The sequence below is a fragment of the Microbacterium neimengense genome, from assembly GCF_054782995.1.
In genome coordinates this window covers 393,370-413,642 of sequence record NZ_BAAGRK010000015.1, presented here as the reverse complement: position 1 = coordinate 413,642, position 20,273 = coordinate 393,370, and the positions used below count along the sequence as shown (strand labels likewise).

General features: G+C 69.5%; 19 protein-coding genes. All 19 read right to left on the bottom strand.

Annotated elements, in window-relative coordinates; translation table 11 throughout:
• Positions 1-28: 28 nt before the first annotated feature.
• On the bottom strand, positions 29-1,495 hold the full coding sequence (locus ACYVJS_RS12545; RefSeq protein WP_460740244.1) for a glutamate synthase subunit beta: 1,467 nt from the start codon (positions 1,493-1,495) through the stop codon (positions 29-31).
• Positions 1,488-6,077, bottom strand: a complete 4,590-nt coding sequence (gene gltB, locus ACYVJS_RS12540) for a glutamate synthase large subunit (protein WP_460740243.1) — start codon at positions 6,075-6,077, stop codon at positions 1,488-1,490. Before gltB ends, ACYVJS_RS12545 begins: the two co-directional genes overlap by 8 nt.
• A 51-nt stretch (positions 6,078-6,128) precedes the next feature.
• Positions 6,129-7,136: a prolipoprotein diacylglyceryl transferase gene (gene lgt, locus ACYVJS_RS12535; RefSeq protein WP_460740242.1), complete on the bottom strand. Its 1,008-nt coding sequence runs from the start codon at positions 7,134-7,136 to the stop codon at positions 6,129-6,131.
• A gap of 41 nt (positions 7,137-7,177) precedes the next feature.
• On the bottom strand, positions 7,178-7,645 hold the full coding sequence (locus ACYVJS_RS12530; RefSeq protein ID WP_460740241.1) for a DUF805 domain-containing protein: 468 nt from the start codon (positions 7,643-7,645) through the stop codon (positions 7,178-7,180).
• A gap of 44 nt (positions 7,646-7,689) precedes the next feature.
• Positions 7,690-8,475, bottom strand: coding sequence for a tryptophan synthase subunit alpha (gene trpA, locus ACYVJS_RS12525; protein WP_460740240.1), 786 nt, complete (start codon positions 8,473-8,475; stop codon positions 7,690-7,692).
• The gene (gene trpB / locus ACYVJS_RS12520; RefSeq protein WP_460740239.1) at positions 8,472-9,740 is read right to left on the bottom strand and encodes a tryptophan synthase subunit beta; all 1,269 of its coding nucleotides are present in this window, start codon (positions 9,738-9,740) and stop codon (positions 8,472-8,474) included. The genes trpA and trpB overlap by 4 nt, the downstream gene beginning before the upstream one ends.
• Complete coding sequence (trpC, locus tag ACYVJS_RS12515; RefSeq protein WP_460740813.1) at positions 9,737-10,513, bottom strand: indole-3-glycerol phosphate synthase TrpC; 777 nt, start codon at positions 10,511-10,513, stop codon at positions 9,737-9,739. Before trpC ends, trpB begins: the two co-directional genes overlap by 4 nt.
• 2 nt (positions 10,514-10,515) lie before the next feature.
• On the bottom strand, positions 10,516-10,746 hold the full coding sequence (locus tag ACYVJS_RS12510) for a DUF6704 family protein (RefSeq protein WP_344228094.1): 231 nt from the start codon (positions 10,744-10,746) through the stop codon (positions 10,516-10,518).
• Between the two features lie 41 nt (positions 10,747-10,787).
• Positions 10,788-11,393: a Trp biosynthesis-associated membrane protein gene (locus tag ACYVJS_RS12505; RefSeq protein ID WP_460740238.1), complete on the bottom strand. Its 606-nt coding sequence runs from the start codon at positions 11,391-11,393 to the stop codon at positions 10,788-10,790.
• Positions 11,390-11,746, bottom strand: a complete 357-nt coding sequence (gene hisI, locus ACYVJS_RS12500) for a phosphoribosyl-AMP cyclohydrolase (protein WP_460740237.1) — start codon at positions 11,744-11,746, stop codon at positions 11,390-11,392. The genes ACYVJS_RS12505 and hisI overlap by 4 nt, the downstream gene beginning before the upstream one ends.
• Positions 11,743-12,507 carry an imidazole glycerol phosphate synthase subunit HisF gene (gene hisF / locus ACYVJS_RS12495; protein WP_320434406.1) on the bottom strand — a complete coding sequence of 255 codons (765 nt, stop codon included), beginning with the start codon at positions 12,505-12,507 and terminating at the stop codon, positions 11,743-11,745. The genes hisI and hisF overlap by 4 nt, the downstream gene beginning before the upstream one ends.
• Complete coding sequence (hisG, locus tag ACYVJS_RS12490; protein ID WP_243227860.1) at positions 12,507-13,349, bottom strand: ATP phosphoribosyltransferase; 843 nt, start codon at positions 13,347-13,349, stop codon at positions 12,507-12,509. Before hisG ends, hisF begins: the two co-directional genes overlap by 1 nt.
• A 43-nt stretch (positions 13,350-13,392) precedes the next feature.
• Complete coding sequence (locus ACYVJS_RS12485; protein ID WP_137416985.1) at positions 13,393-13,656, bottom strand: phosphoribosyl-ATP diphosphatase; 264 nt, start codon at positions 13,654-13,656, stop codon at positions 13,393-13,395.
• 41 nt (positions 13,657-13,697) lie between these two features.
• Positions 13,698-14,372 (bottom strand): ribulose-phosphate 3-epimerase, encoded by a 675-nt coding sequence (gene rpe, locus ACYVJS_RS12480; RefSeq protein ID WP_460740236.1) that lies wholly within the window; start codon positions 14,370-14,372, stop codon positions 13,698-13,700.
• 20 nt (positions 14,373-14,392) lie between these two features.
• Positions 14,393-15,757: an RsmB/NOP family class I SAM-dependent RNA methyltransferase gene (locus ACYVJS_RS12475; RefSeq protein WP_460740235.1), complete on the bottom strand. Its 1,365-nt coding sequence runs from the start codon at positions 15,755-15,757 to the stop codon at positions 14,393-14,395.
• Positions 15,754-16,674, bottom strand: a complete 921-nt coding sequence (fmt, locus tag ACYVJS_RS12470) for a methionyl-tRNA formyltransferase (RefSeq protein ID WP_460740234.1) — start codon at positions 16,672-16,674, stop codon at positions 15,754-15,756. Before fmt ends, ACYVJS_RS12475 begins: the two co-directional genes overlap by 4 nt.
• 8 nt (positions 16,675-16,682) lie before the next feature.
• Positions 16,683-18,683: a primosomal protein N' family DNA-binding protein gene (locus tag ACYVJS_RS12465; protein ID WP_460740233.1), complete on the bottom strand. Its 2,001-nt coding sequence runs from the start codon at positions 18,681-18,683 to the stop codon at positions 16,683-16,685.
• A gap of 1 nt (position 18,684) precedes the next feature.
• Positions 18,685-19,878 carry a methionine adenosyltransferase gene (metK, locus tag ACYVJS_RS12460; RefSeq protein WP_460740232.1) on the bottom strand — a complete coding sequence of 398 codons (1,194 nt, stop codon included), beginning with the start codon at positions 19,876-19,878 and terminating at the stop codon, positions 18,685-18,687.
• Between the two features lie 90 nt (positions 19,879-19,968).
• Positions 19,969-20,223 (bottom strand): DNA-directed RNA polymerase subunit omega, encoded by a 255-nt coding sequence (rpoZ, locus tag ACYVJS_RS12455; protein ID WP_137416980.1) that lies wholly within the window; start codon positions 20,221-20,223, stop codon positions 19,969-19,971.
• Between the last annotated feature and the right edge of the window lie 50 nt (positions 20,224-20,273).

Here is a 20,273-nt window from a genome sequence, read left to right as displayed (position 1 = left end):
TTAGCGATGAAGGGGATGCAGGTTCAGCCTACGCGGGCTGCAACCCGATCGCGATATCGGTGGGCCGTACAGGCGCCGGCAAAGAGGTCGAACCCATCAGGTAACGGTCGACGGATGCAGCGGCGGCACGCCCCTCGGCGATCGCCCACACGATGAGCGACTGGCCTCGCCCCGCATCGCCCGCCACGAACACGCCGGGCGTGGTCGTCTGGTAGGCGTCGTCGCGCTCGACGTTCCCGCGCGAGGTGAACTGCGTCTGCAGCTGACCCTCGAGCTCCGTGCGCTCCGGCCCGGTGAAGCCCATCGCGATGAGCACCAGGTCGGCCGGGATCTCGCGCTCCGTGCCGCTCTTGGGCACTCGGCGGCCGTCGACGTACTCGGTCTCGGCCACACGCAGCGCGCGCACCTCGCCGACCTCGTTCGAGAGGAACTCGACAGTGGAGGCCAGGAAGACCCGCTCGCCGCCCTCCTCGTGCGCGGACTGCACCTCGAAGATCGTCGGCGTCGTCGGCCAGGGCTGCGCATCCGGGCGGGATGCGGGGGGCTGCTTGCCGATGGCGAGGTTGGTCACGCTCAGCGCGCCCTGACGATGTGCGGTGCCGATGCAGTCGGCACCGGTGTCGCCGCCGCCGATGACGACGACGTGCTTGCCCTCCGCGCTGATCTGCGTGTGGAGCTTCTCACCCGCGACCGCGCGGTTCGACTCGACGAGGTACTCCATCGCGAAGTGCACACCGGCCAGGTCGCGGCCGGGGATGGAGAGATCGCGCGGCACCGTCGAGCCGGTGGCGACGACGACCGCGTCGTACCGGCTGCGCAGTTCGTCCCACGTGATGTCGCGGCCGATCTCGACGCCGGCGCGGAACCGCGTCCCCTCGTCCTGCATCTGGCGCAGGCGAAGCTCGAGGTGACGCTTCTCCATCTTGAAGTCGGGGATGCCGTAGCGCAGCAGACCGCCGATGCGGTCGTCGCGCTCGAACACCGCGACCGTGTGACCGGCACGGGTCAACTGCTGAGCAGCAGCGAGGCCCGCAGGGCCCGATCCGACGACGGCGACCGTCTTGCCGGTCAGTCGCTCCGGCGGCTCCGGCTCGACCCATCCGTGCGAGAAGGCCTCGTCGATGATCGACACCTCGACCTGCTTGATGGTCACCGCGGGCTGGTTGATGCCCAGCACGCAGGCGCTCTCGCAGGGAGCGGGGCACAGCCGTCCCGTGAACTCCGGGAAGTTGTTCGTGGCGTGCAGACGCTCGATGGCGCTGCGTCCCTCCCCGCGCCAGGTGAGGTCGTTCCACTCCGGGATGAGGTTGCCCAGCGGGCACCCCTTGTGACAGAACGGGATCCCGCAATCCATGCATCGGCCGGCCTGCCGGCGCAGCACCGCCGAGTCACCGGGCTCATAGACCTCTTTCCAGTCCATGATGCGCACGGGTACGGGACGGCGCGCGGGCAGCTCCCGCTCGGTCACCTTCAAAAAGCCCTTGGGGTCAGCCACCGGTCACCTCCATGATGCGGCTCCACACGATGTCGCCGTCGGGGTCCAGCCCCTCCGCCAACGCCTCCTCGCGGGTCTGCAGCACCGCTGCGTAGTCGCGCGGCATGACCCGCACGAAGTTCTTCACTTCCTCCTCGAAGTCCTCGAGGAGCGATGCCGCCAGAGACGAGTCCGTCTCCGCGGCGTGACGCTCGAGCAGGTCGCGCAGGATCGCGGCATCGCCGGATCCCAGTTCGCCCAGCTCGAGCTCGCCCGAGGCGAGCGACTCGCGGTTCACCAGGTTCTCGTCGAGGCGGTACACGTAGGCTGTGCCGCCCGACATCCCGGCCCCGAGGTTGCGCCCGGTCGTGCCGAGGATGACGGCGAGACCGCCGGTCATGTACTCCAGCGCGTGGTCGCCGACGCCCTCCACGACCGCGGTCGCACCCGAGTTGCGCACCAGGAAGCGCTCACCGACGACGCCGCGCAGGAACATCGTGCCCTGCGTTGCGCCGTAGCCGATGACGTTGCCCGCGATCACGTTCTGCGAGGCGTCGAAGCTCGACCCGCGCGGCGGCCGCACGACGATCTGACCGCCCGAGAGCCCCTTGCCGACGTAGTCGTTGGAGTCGCCTTCGAGGCGCAGCGTGATCCCCGACGGCATGAAGGCGCCGAAGGACTGACCGGCTGATCCGGTGAGGTTGACGACGATCGAACCGCTCGGAAGTCCGTTCGCACCCCGAGCCTTGGTCACGTGGTGACCGAGCATCGTGCCGACGGCCCGCTCGGTGTTGCGCACAGGGAGGGTGATCTCGACCGTACCGCCGTGTGCGATGACATCCTGCGCACGCTCGATGAGCGCCACGTCGAAGTGCTTCTCGAGCTCGTGCAGCTGCTCACGGGCGTTCCGGCGCGGCTCGTCCTCGGCGAACGCCGGACCCTCGAGGACGGGTGCCAGATCGAGGCCGCTCGCCTTCCAATGCTCGATCGCACCGTTGACGTCCAGCAACTCGTTGTGCCCGATCGCCTCGTCCAGCGAGCGGAACCCGAGCTCGGCGAGGTACTCGCGCACCTCCTGAGCGATGAACTCCATGAAGTTGATGACGAACTCGGGCTTGCCGGTGAAACGCTCCCGCAGAACCGGGTTCTGCGTCGCGACTCCCACCGGGCAGGTGTCGAGATGGCACACGCGCATCATGATGCAGCCCGAGACCACGAGCGGCGCGGTCGCGAATCCGAACTCCTCGGCGCCCAGCAACGCGCCGACGATCACGTCGCGGCCGGTCTTGAGCTGTCCGTCGACCTGCACGACCACCCGGTCGCGCATGCCGTTGAGCATCAGCGTCTGCTGCGTCTCGGCGAGGCCCAGCTCCCACGGGGTGCCTGCGTGCTTGAGCGAGTTGAGCGGGCTGGCGCCCGTTCCCCCGTCGAACCCGGAGACCAGGATGACGTCGGCCAGGGCCTTCGCCGTACCCGCAGCCACTGCGCCGATGCCCGACTGGCTCACGAGCTTCGCATGCACCCGTGCCGACGGGTTCGCCCGCTTGAGGTCGAAGATGAGCTGCTTGAGGTCTTCGATCGAGTAGATGTCGTGGTGCGGAGGCGGCGAGATGAGCCCGACGCCGGGCGTGCCGCCGCGGGTGCGCGCCACCCACGGGTACACCTTCTGCGGGGGCAGCTGTCCGCCCTCGCCGGGCTTCGCGCCCTGCGCGAGCTTGATCTGGATGTCGTCGGCCTCGGTCAGGTACAGGCTCGTGACACCGAACCGGCCCGACGCCACCTGCTTGATGGCGCTGCGCCGCTCGGGGTCGAGCAGACGCTCGACGTCCTCGCCGCCCTCGCCCGTGTTCGACTTGCCGCCGATGCGGTTCATCGCGATCGCGAGGGTCTCGTGCGCTTCCTTCGAGATCGAGCCGTAGCTCATCGCACCGGTGGAGAAGCGCTTCACGATCGACGAGATCGGCTCGACCTCGTCGATCGGCACGGGAGGCCGCACGCCGGTGCGCAGGCCGAACATGCCGCGCAGCGTCTTGAGCTCGCTCGCCTGGTCGTCCACGAGCTGGGTGTACTCGCGGAAGATGTCGTAGCGACGCTCGCGAGTCGCGTGCTGGAGCCGGAAGACCGTGTCCGGGTTGAACAGGTGCGGCGAACCGTCGCGACGCCACTGGTACTCGCCACCGGTCCACAGCCGCTCGTGCGCACGCGCGGCCGCATCCTCCGGGTACGCGAAGGCGTGGCGTGCCGCGTTCTCGGCCGCGATGACGTCGAGGCCGACGCCGCCGAGCTTCGACTCGGTGCCGGTGAAGTAGGACGCGATGAACTCCTCGGAGAGACCGACCGCCTCGAACACCTGGGCGCCCGCGTAAGACGACACGGTGGAGATGCCCATCTTCGACATGATCTTCAGAACGCCCTTGCCGAGCGCTTTGATCAGGTTCTTGACCGCCTTCTCGGGCGAGATGCCCGTGATGAACCCGGCGCGCACGAGGTACTCGACGCTCTCCATCGCGAGGTAGGGGTTGACCGCGGACGCGCCGTAGCCGATGAGGGTGGCCACGTGGTGCACCTCGCGCACATCGCCCGCCTCGACCACGAGACCGACCTTCATGCGGGTCTCGTTGCGGATGAGGTGGTGGTGCACGGCGGCGAGCATCAGCAGCGATGGAATGGGTGCCAGGTCCGCGTTGGAATCGCGGTCGCTGAGCACGATGAACTCGGCTCCGTCCTCGATGGCGCGGTCGACCTCGGCGCACATCTGTGTGAGGCGCTTCTCCATGCCCTTCGCGCCGGCCTGCACGCGGTAGAGGCCGCGGATCGTGGCGGAGGTGCGCCCCGGCAGGGCCGTATCGATGTGTTGGATCTTCGCGAGCTCGTCGTTGTCGATCACCGGGAAGTCGAGCGTGACGGTGCGTGCGTGCTCCGCACCCCAGCTCAGCAGGTTCGGCTCGGGGCCCAGCCCCAGCGAGAGCGAGGTGACGACCTCTTCGCGGATCGAGTCCAGCGGCGGGTTGGTCACCTGCGCGAACTGTTGCGTGAAGTAGTCGAACAGCAGCCGCGGGCGGTCGCTGAGCACCGCGACGGGCGTGTCGCTACCCATCGCTCCCAGCGGTTCGGCCCCCGTCTGACCCATGGGAGTCAGGAGGATGCGGACCTCCTCCTCCGTGTAGCCGAAGGTGCGCTGACGCCGCGTGATGGAGGCGATGGGATGCACGATGTGCTCGCGCTCCGGAAGTTCCGAGAGGCGCACGCGACCGGCATCCAACCACTCCTGCCATGGCTGGAGCGTCGCGAGCTCGTTCTTGATCTCGTCGTCCTCGATGATGCGGCGCTGTGCCGTGTCGACGAGGAACATGCGACCGGGCCGGAGTCGGCCCCGGCGCTTGATGCGCTCGGGCTCGAAGTCGAGCACGCCGGTCTCGCTGCCAATGACGACGAGGCCGTCGGTCGTCTCCGTCCAACGTCCCGGACGCAGACCGTTGCGGTCGAGGGTGGCGCCCACGACGGTGCCGTCGGTGAAGATGAGCGCGGCGGGACCGTCCCAGGGCTCCATCTGCATGGAGTGGTACTCGTAGAACGAGCGCAGCGTCGGGTCCATGTCGGGCTGCTTCTCGTACGCCTCCGGCACCATCATCATGATGGCGTGCGGCAGGCTCCGGCCCGTCAGCGTCAGAAGCTCCAACACCTCGTCGAACGACGCGGAGTCGCTCGCACCGTCGGTGCAGATCGGCAGGAGCGGACGGATGTCGCCCAGCACCTCGGACTCGAGCTGCGACTGCCGTGCCCGCATCCAGTTCCGGTTGCCGTTGACCGTGTTGATCTCACCGTTGTGAGCGACCATTCGCAACGGCTGCGCGAGCGGCCACGACGGGAACGTGTTGGTCGAGTATCGGGAGTGGACGACGGCCAGCTCCGAGGCGAAGCGTTCGTCCTGCAGGTCGGGATAGAAGGGCTCGAGCTGCAGGGTCGTGACCATGCCCTTGTATCCGAGCGTGCGACTGGACAGCGAGACGAAGTAGGCGTCGAGCTCGTTGCGGGCGCGCTTTCGGAGCCGGAACACCCGACGGTCCAGGTCGATGCCGCTGAGCGCGGGCGCGTCGCCCACGGCGGGGCGCGAAAGGAACAGCTGCTCGAACGCCGGGCGCGCCTCGAGAGCCAGCTTGCCGAGGTGCTCTTCTTCGGTGGGCACCTCGCGCCAGCCGAGCACCACGAGGTTCTCGCTCGCGGCGATGCGCTCGATGCCGGCCTTCTGCGCGGCGCGCTCCTCACCGTCGCGCGGCAAGAACGCGAGACCGGCCGCGTACTCCCCCACCGGCGGCAGGTCGAAGTCCACGACGGCGCGCAGGAACGCGTCCGGCATCTGGGTCAGGATGCCCGCGCCGTCGCCGGTTCCGGCGTCGGAGCCGATCGCGCCGCGGTGCTCCAGGTTGCGAAGCGCCGTCAGGGCGAGATCGATGATGTCGTGGCCCGCCTCGCCGCGAAGGGTCGCGACCATGGCCAGACCACACGCATCCTTCTCGAATGCCGGGTTGTACATGCCCTGCTTGGCAGGGAAGGCGCCGAATCCCGCAGATCCGGGGGCGCTGTGACGGGGGCTCGAAGCCATACCAACCGTCCTCGATTGTTGCTGTTGCTGGGACGACGTCGGCCCGGAGAGTTACTTGGCGGCGGTGCTTGTGGCGCTGCCAGTGGTGATGGTTTCGTCGGCGGGGGGTGCGCTCACATCGACGAAGTCCTCGGTGTTCTGCGATTGTACAGCCGACTTGTCCACCCACTCGCGACCGGGCCGGTACGGCGAGGCCTCCAAACCGGTGTGACGCACCTTCTGGACGATGAGGATGACGAGGCCGAGGATGACGCCGAAGATGGCCGCCCACACGTTCGAGCGCAATCCGAGGAACACCTCGCTCGGGTCGATACGGATGTTCTCCCAGACGATTCGGCCCGCCGAGTACCAGACGAGGTAGAGACCGAACTGGCGGCCCCACTGCAGCGTGAAGCGCTTACCGGCCCACAAGATCACCGCCGCGCCGAGGAGATTCCAGATCACCTCGTAGAGGAAGGTCGGCTGGAAAAGCGTGCCCTCTGGCAGTCCGACGGGGATCGCGTCGTTGGGTCGCGCGATCTCCAGCCCCCACCAGCCGTCGGTCGGCTGACCGAACAGCTCCTGATTGAAGTAGTTGCCGAAACGGCCCATCGCCTGGGCGATGATGAGCCCCGGCGCGAGCGCGTCGGCGAAGCTCCAGAACCGGATGCCGGTCCAGCGACAGCCGATGAGCGCGCCGATCGCGCCGCCGATGAGAGCGCCGTAGATCGCGATGCCGCCCTCCCAGATGGCCCACACCGAGCCGGGCTCGAACGGGTTCCACGTGTTCTTGCCGTCGCCGAAGTAGAAGCCGGGGTGGGTCAGCACGTGGAAGATGCGTGCGCCGATGAGGGCGAGCGGAATCGCGAACAGGGCGATGTCCACGACGACCCAGGGCTCGCCCCCGCGCTTGGTCAGGCGCCTGTTCGTGAGCAGTGTGGCCACGACGATGCCGGCGATGATGCACAGCGCATAGAACCGGATCTCCGGGCCGCCCGGCCACAGGTTGAATCCGTTGATCGGAGGGCTCGGGATGCTGGCGAGCACGCCTGCGGGCGCGCTCGTGAGGGCGAACGTCATGACGACGAGTCTAAAGGCGTCGATGGTGCGCTCGTGCGCGCTCAGGGATACCTGTCGAAGCGCGCGCCCTCGGGCCGCGGACCCTCGATCGTGAACACGAGCAGGACGATCGCCCCGATCAGCGGAATCAGCAGGATGAAGAACCAGAGGCCGCTGCGATCCGTGTCGTGCAGTCGGCGCCAGGTCAGGGCGAGACCGGGCAGCAGGGTGACCAGCGAGTAGAGCGCGGCGATGGCCCCGATGACCGTCGTCACGCCGGCGTCGGACTGCGCCCCGTTCCACACCACATACGGTGCCGGCCACGCAGAGAAGGTCAGCGGGTCACCGGCGGCGGTCGAGACGATCTGGAATCCGATCCCGACGAGAGCGTTCGTCAGCACCCACCACCAGAACTCACTGCGGCTCGCCCTGCCCGCGAATGTCGCGTACTTGAGGAAGTACCGCGCGATCGCCTGCGGCCAGGATGCTCCGTACAGCGGGAGCGACAGGGGGATCGTGGAGGTGCTCACCTCCACGACGCTACGCGAACCGCGCCCGCCCCGCGAGCGCTGGTTCAGCGACGCGTGCCGTCGGCGAGGGCGCGGGCGGTGCGTCCCAGTTCCTCGAGTCCGCCGTCACGAAGCGCCCGCACCAGAGCGGTTCCCACGATCGCGCCGTCGGCGTACTCCAGGACTCCGGAGACCTGCTCCGCGTTCGAGATGCCGATGCCCACGGCGGCGTGCTCGACGCCTCGCTCGCGCAGTCGGGACACGAGCGTGCGAGCGGCCGCATCCAGCTCGGCGCGCTCCCCCGTGATACCCATCGTCGAGACCGTGTAGACGAACCCCGTCGAGTTCTGTACGACGAGCTCGAGACGTTCGTCGCTGGACGTAGGGGCGGCGAGGAAGATGCGGTCGAGCCCGGTGCGCTCGCTCGCCGCGATCCACTCGGCAGCCGCCTCGGGAGTGATGTCTGGGGTGATGAGTCCCGCTCCCCCGGCGGCGAGGAGATCGTCGGCGTATCGGTCGACGCCGTACTGGAACACGGGATTCCAGTACGTCATGACGACGACGGGCACGTCGACGCGGCTCGTGATCTCTTTGATCGCCGGGAACAGGTCGCGCAGGCGGAAGCCTGCGGCCAGGGCGGCTTGCGTCGCCTCCTGGATGACCAGCCCGTCCATCACCGGATCGGAGTACGGCGGGCCGAGCTCGATGATGTCGGCACCGTTCTCGGCGAGCACGACAGCGGCCTCGATGCTCGTGGCGATGTCGGGGAAACCGAGCGGGAGGTAACCGACGAACGCGCCGCGTCCCTCGGCGTGGGCGGCCTCGATGGCCGCAGCGACGCGTGAACTCACAGCGCGGTCCCCTCTCCCCGCGCCTCGTCGGCTGGGGGCGCAACGTCAACGGGCGACCCCTCGTCGCCGGCCGCGTCGTACAGATCGAAGTAGCGGGCGGCCGTGTCCATGTCCTTGTCGCCGCGACCGGACAGGTTGATGGCGATGACCGCGTCAGGGCCGAGCTCTTTGCCGATGCGCAGCGCGCCGGCCAGCGCGTGAGCCGACTCGATGGCGGGGATGATGCCCTCGGTGCGCGAGAGCAGGCGCAACGCCTGCATGGCCTCGTCGTCGGTCGCCGGGATGTAGGACGCGCGGCCGATATCGGCCAGCCACGCGTGCTCCGGGCCGACGCCCGGGTAGTCCAGGCCCGCCGAGATGGAGTGGGACTCGACGGTCTGGCCGTCCTCGTCCTGGAGCACGTAGGTCTTGGCGCCGTGCAGGATGCCCGCGCGGCCGCGTTCGATGGAGGCTGCGTGCTTCGGGGTGTCGACTCCGTCGCCGGCCGCTTCGACGCCGTAGAGCGCCACCGACTCGTCGTCGAGGAACGCGTCGAACATGCCGATCGCGTTCGATCCGCCGCCGACGCAGGCGAACACGGCGTCGGGGAGCCGGCCTACCTGCTCCAGAAGCTGGGCCCGCGCCTCCTCCCCGATGACCTTCTGGAAGTCGCGCACGAGGGCGGGGAACGGATGCGGCCCTGCCGCGGTGCCGAAGATGTAGTTCGTCGTCTCGACGCTGGCCACCCAGTCCCGGTATGCCTCGTTGATCGCGTCCTTGAGGGTTCGGGAGCCCGTCGTGACCGGGATCACCTCGGCGCCCAGCAGCCGCATCCGCGCGACGTTCAGCGCCTGTCGCTCGGTGTCCACCTCACCCATGTAGATCGTGCACTCGAAACCGAACAGCGCCGCAGCCGTCGCGGTCGCGACACCGTGCTGGCCCGCCCCCGTCTCCGCGATGACACGCGTCTTGCCGAGGCGCTTGGTGAGCAGCGCCTGCCCGAGCACGTTGTTGATCTTGTGCGAGCCGGTGTGGTTGAGGTCCTCGCGCTTGAGGAACACGCGTCCTCCCCCCGCATGGGCGGCGAATCGCGGCACCTCGGTCAGCACCGACGGACGCCCGGCGTACGAGTGCAGCAACTCCCCGAACTCGGCCTGGAAGGCGGGATCGACGATGGCCGACTCGTAGACGGCGGTCAGCTCGTCGATCGCCGCGATGAGCGACTCGGGCATGTAGCGCCCGCCGTACTGACCGAAGAAGGGTCCTTTGACATCGCGCAGACTCATGATCCAGCCTCCAGGAAAGCGTGCAGGGTCGCGACCGGTTCCGAGGTCACGAGTGCTTCGCCGATGAGGACGACGTCCGCGCCGCCGGAGCGGTAGTGGCGCACGTCGTCGGGAGTGAGCACCGCCGATTCGGCGATCTTGACGGCATCGCTCGGGAACGAATCGGCGAGACGGCCGAACAGATCGCGATCGAGTTCGAAGGTGCTGAGGTTGCGCGCATTGACGCCGATGAGGCGTGCTCCGAGATCGGATGCGCGGGAGAGCTCCTCGGCGGAATGCGTCTCCACGAGCGGCGTCATTCCGAGCTGGAGGACGAGATCGTGCAGCTGCGCGAGCAGCGGCTGGTCGAGGGCCGCGACGATCAGCAGCACCAGATCGGCACCGGCCGCGCGTGCCTCGAGCACCTGATAGGGGGTGGCGATGAAGTCCTTGCGCAGCACGGGAACGGAGACGCGCTCGCGCACCGCTTCGAGGTCCGCGAGGCTGCCCTTGAACTTGCGTCCCTCCGTCAGCACGGAGATCGCGCTCGCACCGCCCTCCTCGTAGCGCGATGCTTGGAAGGCGGGATCCGGGATCGCCGCCAGGTCGCCGCGCGACGGACTCGCGCGCTTCACCTCGGCGATGATCTTCACGCGGTCCGCGGGGGCGAGGGCAGCGAGCGCGTCGAGCGCAGCGGGACGGTCCAGGGCAGCGCGCTCCACGATCGCCAGAGGCGTGCGCGCCTCACGCTCGCGGGCATCCTCGACTGCGCCGGCCGTGAGGTCGGCGAGCACCATCAGTGCTCTTTCGCGACGTACTTCGGGCCGTTGACGCCCCAGCCGGCGCGAGCCAGCGCCCACCCGACGATCAGACCCACCACGAGCAGACCGACCGACGCCCAGACGAGCACGGGCATGTCGAGCACGAAGAACACCGTGCCCAGCGCGACGGCGACGAGCATGATCACCACGGCTGTCCAGGCTGCCGGGGAGTGTCCGTGGCCGGGGTCGTCGATGGAATTGCTCATGTCTCTCCTTCGGGTGCGGCCACGTGACGGCCGGATCCAGTCTAGCGGGGCGGGTCGGGGAAGGTCGGATCGTCGCCGCGTGAGAGGTCGTCCCACGAGTCGATCGCATCCAGCGGTGCGTCGTCGGCGACGGCGGTCCGCCGGCGCGCAGCGTCGTACTTGCGTCCTCCGCCCGGCCAACGCCAGCCGGTCACGAGGACGAAGGAGCCCGCCGCCAGCAGCAGGACCCCAGCGAGGAGGGCGACGATGGGCCACCCCGTGACGCTCGTGCTCGCGACGAGCGCCCCCACCGACGCGTCCCCGGTGATGCCCGTGGTCTCCGTCACGCTCGGGGCATATGCGTCGATGGGCACGTCGAAGACGACGGGCGCCGCGACCGATGCGACACCGATCGCCGCGGCCACTGTCAGCGCACCCAACACGACACGGAGCACCCGCCCGACGATCGACAGCGCGGCGCCCAGCGCGAGCACGGCCAGACTCAGCGGGGTCAGCACGGGGATGGCTGCTGTCCCGGCGACCGTCACATCGGCGGCAGCACCGTCTGTCAGCGAGACGTGGATCCAGGTCTGCGTGGCTGCCAGAGTGCTCGCAGCACCCCCCGCGAGGATCGCCAGAACCGAGATCGAGCGTGCGCGACGGATCACTCGCCGCCTCGCACGGGCTCCAGATCGTCGGAGTCGAAACATGTCCTGGTGCCGGTGTGGCAGGCGGGGCCGGTCTGCTCGACCGAGAGGAGCACGGCGTCGCCGTCGCAGTCGAGACGGGCACCGTGCACGACCTGGATGTGGCCGGACGTGTCGCCCTTGCGCCAGTACTCCTGCCGCGACCGCGACCAGTAGGTGGCACGGCCGGAGGTCAGCGTGCGCCGCAGCGCCTCCGCATCCATCCAGCCCATCATGAGCACCTCACGGGTGTCCCACTGCTGCACGATCGCCGCGACCAGCCCCTGGTCGTTGAATTGAACCCGGGAGATGCGCTCCTCGACGCTCTCGCTCATCGCCGTACCTCGATCCCCTCGTCGACCAGCGCATCCTTCACGTCGCCGACCGTGAGCTGGCCGGAATGGAAGACGGATGCGGCGAGCACCGCGTCCGCGCCGGCACGGATCGCTGGCGCGAAATCACCGACGTGCCCAGCGCCGCCGGAGGCGATGACCGGCACGCGGGAGATCTCCCGCATCAGAGCGACGAGCTCGAGGTCGAAACCGTTCTTCGTGCCGTCGGCGTCGATCGAATTGACCAGCAGCTCGCCCGCACCGCGCTCGATCGCTTCGCGCGCCCATGCGAGCGCGTCGAGCTGCGTGAGTGTGCGGCCGCCATGGGTCGTGACGGCGAATCCCGAGGGCATCCCCTCGGCGCGCTTGACATCCAGCGACAGCACGAGCACCTGGGCACCGAAGCGGTCGGCGATCTCGTCGATCAGGGCAGGGCGGGCGATCGCCGCGGAGTTGACGCCGATCTTGTCCGCGCCCACCGCGAGCAGCCTCGCGACGTCCTCGTCGGAGCGAACGCCGCCGCCGACCGTCAACGGGATGAAGACCTCTTCCGCCGTGCGACGCACGACGTCGTAGGTCGTCGCCCGCTCGTCGACGGTCGCCGTCACGTCGAGGAACGTGAGCTCGTCAGCGCCCTGTTCGAAGTACAGCCGTGCGAGCTCGACGGGATCCCCCATGTCGCGGAGGTTCTCGAAGTTCACGCCCTTCACCACGCGCCCCGCCGCCACATCCAGGCACGGGATGACTCGGCAGACCAGACTCATCAGAGCCTCGCTGCGTGGATCTCGGTCACGAGGATCGCCCGCGCGCCGATCGCGTAGAGCGCATCCATGACCTGATTCACGCCCTTGCGCGGGCTCATGACGCGCACCGCCACCCAGGATGGGTCCCGCAGGGGCGAGATCGTGGGCGATTCGATACCCGGAGCGACCGCGATCGCCTCGTCGACGAGGTCGGCGGGCAGGTCGTAGTCGATGAGCACGTATTCGCGCGCGACCATGACACCGCGTAGGCGCCGCAGCAGGGTCTCGAGCCCTGCAGGTTCCTGGGCGCCGGTGATCAGCACGGCATCCGACTCCAGGAGCACCGGCCCGAAGATCTCGAGCCCCGCCTGGCGGAGCGTGGTGCCGGTGGAGACGACGTCGGCCACCGCGTCGGCGACGCCGAGCTCTACGGCCGACTCCACGGCACCGTCGAGCGGCACGAGATCCACCGCGACGCCGTGCTCGTCGAGGTACGCGTCGACGAGACCGGGATACGCGGTGGCGACCCGCATCCCCTCGAGGTCGGCAAGTTCGGTGAAGCGACCGGGAGGGCCGGCGAAGCGGAACGTGGAGCCGCCGAAGCCGAGCGCCTCGATCTCGCGTGCGCCGGGCATGCGCGCATCCAGCAGCAGGTCGCGTCCGGTGATGCCGACATCGAGAGCGCCCGAGCCCACATAGGTCGCGATGTCCTTGGGGCGCAGATAGAAGAACTCGACGTCGTTGAGCGGATCGATGGCGTGCAGATCCTTGGGATCGCGACGGCCCTTGTAGCCCGCCTCGGCGAGCATGGCCGCCGCAGTCTCGGAAAGGGAGCCCTTGTTGGGCACGGCGATTCTCAGCATGGGGAAACTCTCGGGAAGGTGACGGATGCGGCGGGTGCGGGCATCAGAGATGTCGGTACACGTCCGCCGGCGTCAGGCCCTTGGCCAGCATGAGCACCTGCAGGTGGTAGAGCAGCTGCGAGATCTCCTCCGCCGCTTCCGTGTCGCTCTGGTACTCGGCGGCCATCCAGACCTCTGCCGCCTCTTCGACGATCTTCTTGCCGATCGCATGCACACCGGCATCCAGCTCCGCGACGGTGCCGGATCCGGCGGGGCGCGTCCGGGCCTTGAGCTCGAGCTCCGCGAACAGGTCGTCGAACGTCTTCACCGTTCTAGGGTACCGTCCGCCGGCCGGCGCGGATGTCGCGCTCAGTGGCGGTGCGTCCTCGCGTCAGCGGCCTGCGCTCGAAGCCCCGAGATCGCTGCATCCGGATCCGCCGCGCCGAACACGGCGGATCCGGCGACGAACGTGTCTGCACCGGCGGACGCCGCCTGCTCGATGGTGGCCGGAGCGATGCCGCCGTCGACCTGGAGCCAGACCGCCGAGTCGACCCGGCGCGCGGCGTCGGCGAGTCGGGCGAGCTTGGGCATCGTCTCGGGCATGAACGACTGCCCGCCGAAACCCGGCTCCACGGTCATCACGAGGATCTGATCGAACTCGTGCAACAGCTCCAGCAGCGGCTCCTCCGAGGTTCCGGGCTTGATCGCGACCCCGGCGCGAGCACCGATCTGACGCAGTCGCCGTGCGAGCGCAACCGGCTCCGCGGCGGCCTCGAGATGGAACGTCACCGAGGCCGCGCCCAGCTCTGCGTATCCCGGCGCCCACCGGTCGGGGTCGTCGATCATCAGGTGCACGTCGAGCGGCACGGGACTCGTCGCCTGCACCCGCTCGACCATCTGCGGACCGAACGTCAGGTTCGGCACGAAATGATTGTCCATCACGTCGACGTGCACGAAGTCGGCGCCGGAGATGCGACCGAGCTCGGCCTGCATGTTGACGAAGTCGGCGGCGAGGATCGAGGGATTGATGCGGGGAGCGCTCACCCTGCCATTATCGGCGAGCGTCACGCACGGCGTCGCAGCAGCGAGATCGACATCGCGTCCGTGCCGTGGCGGTGGGGCCACAGTTGCGCTCGTCCGCTGCCGTCGGCGGGCGTCGGGAGATCCATCGGCTGATTCGCGACATCCTGCAGCACAGCGCGGGCGTCGATCTCCTCGATGTCGTCGCCTCGGCGCTCTCGCACCTCCGCCACGACCGCACTCGTCTCGGCCAGATGGGGCGAGCACGTGACGTAGGCGACGATGCCGCCCGGCGTCAGCGCATCGAGCGCGCTCTCCAAGAGCTCCCGCTGCAGGCTCGCGAGCGCCGCCACGTCTTCCGGCGACTTCCGCCAGCGCGCCTCGGGCCGGCGACGGAGGGCCCCCAGGCCCGTGCACGGCGCGTCGACCAGGATGCGGTCGTAGCGCCCGCGGCCGGCCCGCGAACGCCCGTCCTCCTCGCTGACGGCCACCTCGGCGGGAACACCGGCGAGGGCCTGACGCACGAGTCCCGCGCGGGCCGGCGCGATCTCGTTCGCCTCCAGCACTGCACCGCCGGCGAGGGCTTCGGCGGCCAGCAGGGCGGTCTTGCCGCCGGGCCCCGCGCACAGATCGAGCCATCGCTCGCCGGCGAGCACCGGCTCGGCGCGACTGAGGGCGAGCGCCGCCAGCTGCGAGCCCTCGTCCTGTACGCGGATGCGGCCGCCGGACGCGCGGATGAGCGGCTCGGGGTCGCCGCCCGCGGAGAGGGCGCCCACGGGCGAGTACCGCGTCGGTGCGAGCCCCGACGGCCGTTCGGCGAGTCCGGGGAGCACGGCGAGCGAGACCCGCGGTGAGGCGTTGTCCGCGCGCAGGAGGTCGTCGAGTTCGTCGGTGCGACCTTCGGCGGCCAGCGCCCGTCGGAAGGCGCGGATCACCCAGACCGGGTGCGCGTACGCGAGCCCCAGCCGTTCGTCGTCCGAACGGGCCGCCCCCTCGATGCGGGCGAGCCACTCGCCCGGCGTATCGCGTGAGATCCGCCGCAGCACCGCGTTGACGAATCCGGTCGGCGCCGCGCCGATCGTCTCACGCACGAGCGCCACCGTCTCGTGCACGGCCGCGTGGGAGGCGATGCGGGTCGAGAGCAGCTGGTGCGCGCCCAGCCTCAGGGCGTCGAGCACGTCCTCGTCGATATCGTCGGTAGATCGGCCCGCCGCCGACGCGATGATCGCGTCGTAGGTGCCGAGACGCCGGAGGGTGCCGTACGTCAGCTCGGTGGCGAGGGCCGCATCCTTCGCGTCGAGCCCGGCGCGCGCGATTTCGACCGGCAGAAGCAGGTTCGCGTACGCGTCGGATGCCGCGACGGCGCGCAGTGTGTCGAAGGCCACCCGTCGCGGATCGAAGCGACTCACGACGCCACCAGCCCGTCCGCCGCGCGGAGTCCTCGCAGCCAGTCGCCCGCCGCCATCGCCGCCTTGCCCGCCGGCTGCACGCGAACGAGCGCCACCGGCTCGGTGGCCGTGCCGATGAGCACCTCGGACTGCGCGGCCCGGATGGCGCCGGGTGCCAACGTCGCGGCGTGCTCCGCGCGATGCATGTCGTGGATCTTGACGCGTACGCCGTCGATCGTCGTGAAGGCGCCCGGTTCGGGTGTCGTGCCACGGAAGCGTGACAGCAGGGCATCCGCCGTCTGTGTCCAGTCCAGACGGCCGTCCTCCGCGGTCAGCTTGCCCGCGTATGTGCTCTCCCCCGCTTGCGGAACTCCTCGAGCCGTCCCCGCAGCCAACTGATCCACGACGTCGACGAGCGCCGCAGCGCCGTCGCGCGCGAGATCCTCCAGGACGCGTCCCGCGGTGGCGGTCGCGGGGATGCGGTACCGGGTGCCGCCGTAGACGTCGCCCTCGTCGAGACCGGCCGTGAGCTGGAACACGTTCGTCCCGGTCTCACTGTCTCCGGCGATGAGGGCCCGCTGCACGGGGGCCGCTCCCCGCCAGCGCGGCAGCAGCGAGAAGTGGAGATTGATCCACCCGAGACGGGGGGTGCTCAGCAGGGGTTCGCGAACGAGGCCACCGTAGGCCACGATGACGCCCAGATCCGGTTCGAGGGCAGCGATGCGCTCGGTCGCCTCCGCATCCAGACGATCGGTCTTGAGCACGTCGATCCCGAGGTGGGCGGCCGCCGCGGCGACGGGCGACGCCGTGAGGACGCGTTTGCGCCCGACGGGAGCGTCACGGCGGGTGACGACGCAGGCGATCTCGTGATCGGTGCCGGCCAGCGCGCGCAGCGAGGCGACGGCGGGTTCGGGCGTTCCCGCGAAGACAAGACGCATCGGGTTCCTCACAGCTCGGGATCGGGCACGTCCACCCGAACTCTGAGTGTATTCCGGCTCCGCGCGGGACCGCGGCCGCGTGCACGGCGTGCGCGGACGGCGTCGGCGATCACCGCGGCCCGCAGCGAGCCCGTCACCGCCTTCCCTTGGCCGTAGTCGAAACGCACGAGGGCTCGCGAGCGCGGCGGGTCCTCCCCAAGGATCTCGGACGGCCCGAGGATCGCCTCCGGATCCAGGGAGGGCACCTCAACGCGCAACTGTGCGAGGGTGTCGTGGAGGATCCGGGGCTCCCCCTCCACCACGGCCACCCGCACCGCCGGCGGCAGATGCAGCACCGTGCGGTCGGCGAGCTCCGCACGGGCCTGGGCGGGCTGCGTCCATGTCGCCAGCGCGCGGGCGAGGGGCCCTGCGACCCCGGTGAGCAGGACGGGTGCGCCCGGCGCGGCCAACGCTGCGGCATTCGACCACCACCGCAGGCACGCCTCGCCGATGCGCAGATCCTCGGCGAGCAGCATCCGGTCGCCGTCCAGCAGCAGCACGGCACGGTAGCCGCCGTCCGCGATGGGCTCTGCCCCACGGGTGGCGATGACCAGAGCGGGCCGATGCTCGACGCGCGCGACGGGGTGGTCGCCGTCGGCCACGATCACTCGGGTTCCCGGGAACGCCCGACCCAGCTCGTCCGCGGTGCGCTCGCTTCCCGACGATGCGAGCCGCAGGTTCTGACCCTCGCACACGGCGCATTGCCAGCCGGCGATCCCGCGTCCGCACCAGGAGCACTCGGGCGGCCGGCCCTGTCTGCGCACCCGGAGGGGACCGGAGCAGTGCAGGCAGCGCGCGGGCGCGCGGCAGGACGAACAGACCACCACGGGCGCGTAGCCGGGGCGAGCGACCTGGACCAGCACCGGCCCCTCCGTCAGCGCGTCGCGCACGGCCTGGAACGCCGAGGAGGGGATGCGGGCCTGCGCGACCGCATCCGATGTCGCGGTCAAGATCACGCGCGGTGTGACACGCCGCGCCGCCGGGAGGTGACGGAACCAGCCGATCTGAACGAGTCGCTCGACATCCGTCGTGCGCGTGTGCCCGAGCACCAGCAGGGCGCTCTGCTCGCTCTCCTGCCGCAGCAACGCCACGTCTCGGGCGTGCACGCCCGGGCTGAGCGGCTCTGCGAGCAACGGATCGCCGTCGTCCCAGATCACGACCAGCCCCGTGTTCGTCGTGGGTGCGTAGACGGCGGATCGGTTGCCGACGACGATGCAGGGGGCCGCGGCGAGGGTGCGTAGATAGGCGCCGTAGCGCGACGGCCCGCTCTGCCGCGCGTCGGACTGCACGAGTGCGTTCGTCGGCACGCGCCCCGCGAGCGCGGTCATCACCTGGTCCTGATCGCGGTGGTCAGGAACCACGATGACGACACTGCGTCCCGCGGCGAGGGTGATCGTCGCTGCGGCAGCGATGAGAACCGCCCAGGATCCCACCGTGGCGCCCTCCGCGAGTTGCGCGACGCGCGGCGTCGCATCCAGGGCGAGGCGTTCACCGGCTCGAATTCCCTCCGCCAGGTGCGGGAACGCAGCGAGGACCTCTTCAGCGGTCTTCACCGCGTCGGCATGGGGCACCTCGACGACGGGCTCGGGCGAATGCAGCCATGCCTTCTCCGCCCGCACCATCCGTTTCGGCACGGCGAGGCGGAGGACATCGGATGCGGACCCTGCCGCGCGATCAGCGACGCGCCGGGCGAGGCCGTAGAGGCTCGGCGGCAGGACGGGCATGGGTGAGACCACGCTGTCGAGTTCCGAGAGCGGACGCTCGTGATCCGTCTCCTCGCCGCGCTCGACGAGGAACCCGTCGACGACGCGGCCGGCACTGCGCAGCGGAACGCGTACGCGCACGCCGGGAACGGCATCCTCATCGAACTCGGGCGGGATCGCGTAGTCGAAGAGGCGGTCGAGCTGCGGCAGCGGCGAGTCGAGCAGCACGCGCGCGACGGGCCGAGCGGGGCCGGCTGCCCCGGTCATCTCAGAGCCCGGCTGCGGCGCGCAACTCGTCGACGCGGTCCAGACGCTCCCAGGTGAACTCGGGAAGCTCGCGGCCGAAGTGACCGTAGGTGGCCGTCGCCGAGTAGATGGGACGCAGCAGATCCAGCTGGTCGATGATGGCCTTGGGCCGGAGGTCGAAGACGTCGAGGATGGCCGCGGTGATCGTCTCGTCGCTCACATGCCCCGTGCCGAAGCTCTCGACATACAAGCCGACGGGACTCGCCTTGCCGATCGCGTACGCGATCTGCACTTCGAGGCGCTCCGCGAGTCCCGCCGCGACCGCGTTCTTCGCGACCCATCGCATGGCGTAGGCGGCGGAGCGGTCGACCTTGGACGGGTCCTTGCCGCTGAAGGCGCCGCCGCCGTGGCGTGCCGCGCCCCCGTAAGTGTCGATGATGATCTTGCGCCCGGTCAGGCCGGCATCGCCCTTGGGGCCACCGGTCACGAAGGGGCCGGCGGGGTTGATGTAGTACTGCACGTCGGGCGTGTCGAGTCCGGTGTCGGAGAGCACGGGATCGATGACCTCACGACGCACCAGCTCGCGCAGCTCGTCCTGACCGATATCGGGATGATGCTGCGTCGAGAGCACGACCGACTCCACCGTCTTCGGAGTGTGGCCGTCGTAGCCGAGGGTGATCTGCGTCTTGCCGTCGGGACGGAGGAAATCGAGAGTGCCGGATCGGCGCACCGCGGCCAGGCGCTCGGCCATCCGGTGCGCGGTCCACGCCGCCATGGGCATGAGCTGCTCGGTCTCGGTCGTGGCGAAGCCGAACATGATGCCCTGGTCGCCGGCACCCTGTTCGTCTCGGGGATCGACCGACCGACCCTCGCGCTGCTCGAACGCCTGGTTGACGCCTGCCGCGATGTCCGAGGACTGCGCGCCGATCGAGACAGACACACCGCACGAGTCGCCGTCGAATCCGGTGTCGCTGGAGGTGTATCCGATGCTGTTCACGACCTGACGTACGATCGCGGGGATCTCGACATAGGCGCGCGTCGAGACTTCACCCGCGACGTGCACGAGCCCCGTCGTCACGAGTGTCTCAACGGCGACGCGTCCCGTCGGATCCTCCGCGATGATCGCGTCGAGGATGCTGTCGGAGATCTGATCGCAGATCTTGTCCGGATGCCCTTCCGTGACGGACTCGGACGTGAACAGACGCAGCTCGGTCATCGCAACTCCCACTCGAGACGTGAGGTACTCCCCCACTGTGACGCTCCCCCCGGACACCGAAGTGCCGGGGGGAGCGTCGAGGTGATCAGATCACTCGGCGTGACGCAGCCGCAGCTTGTCCTCGTTGATCTCGTGCAGCGCGATCGTCAGCGGCTTGTCTTCGATCGTGGAGTCCACGAGCGGGCCCACGTTGTCGAAGAGGTTGCCCTCGTGCAGGTCCGAGTAATAGTCGTTGATCTGACGCGCCCGCTTGGATGCGTAGATGACGAGCTGGTACTTCGAGTCGACCTTGTCGAGAAGGCTGTCGATGGGGGGCTCGATGATGCCCTGGTTGGTCCCAGCCATGGCGGTACCTCCTGGTTCGGGGATGTCGGCGGAGAGTCGTTCGACGACGA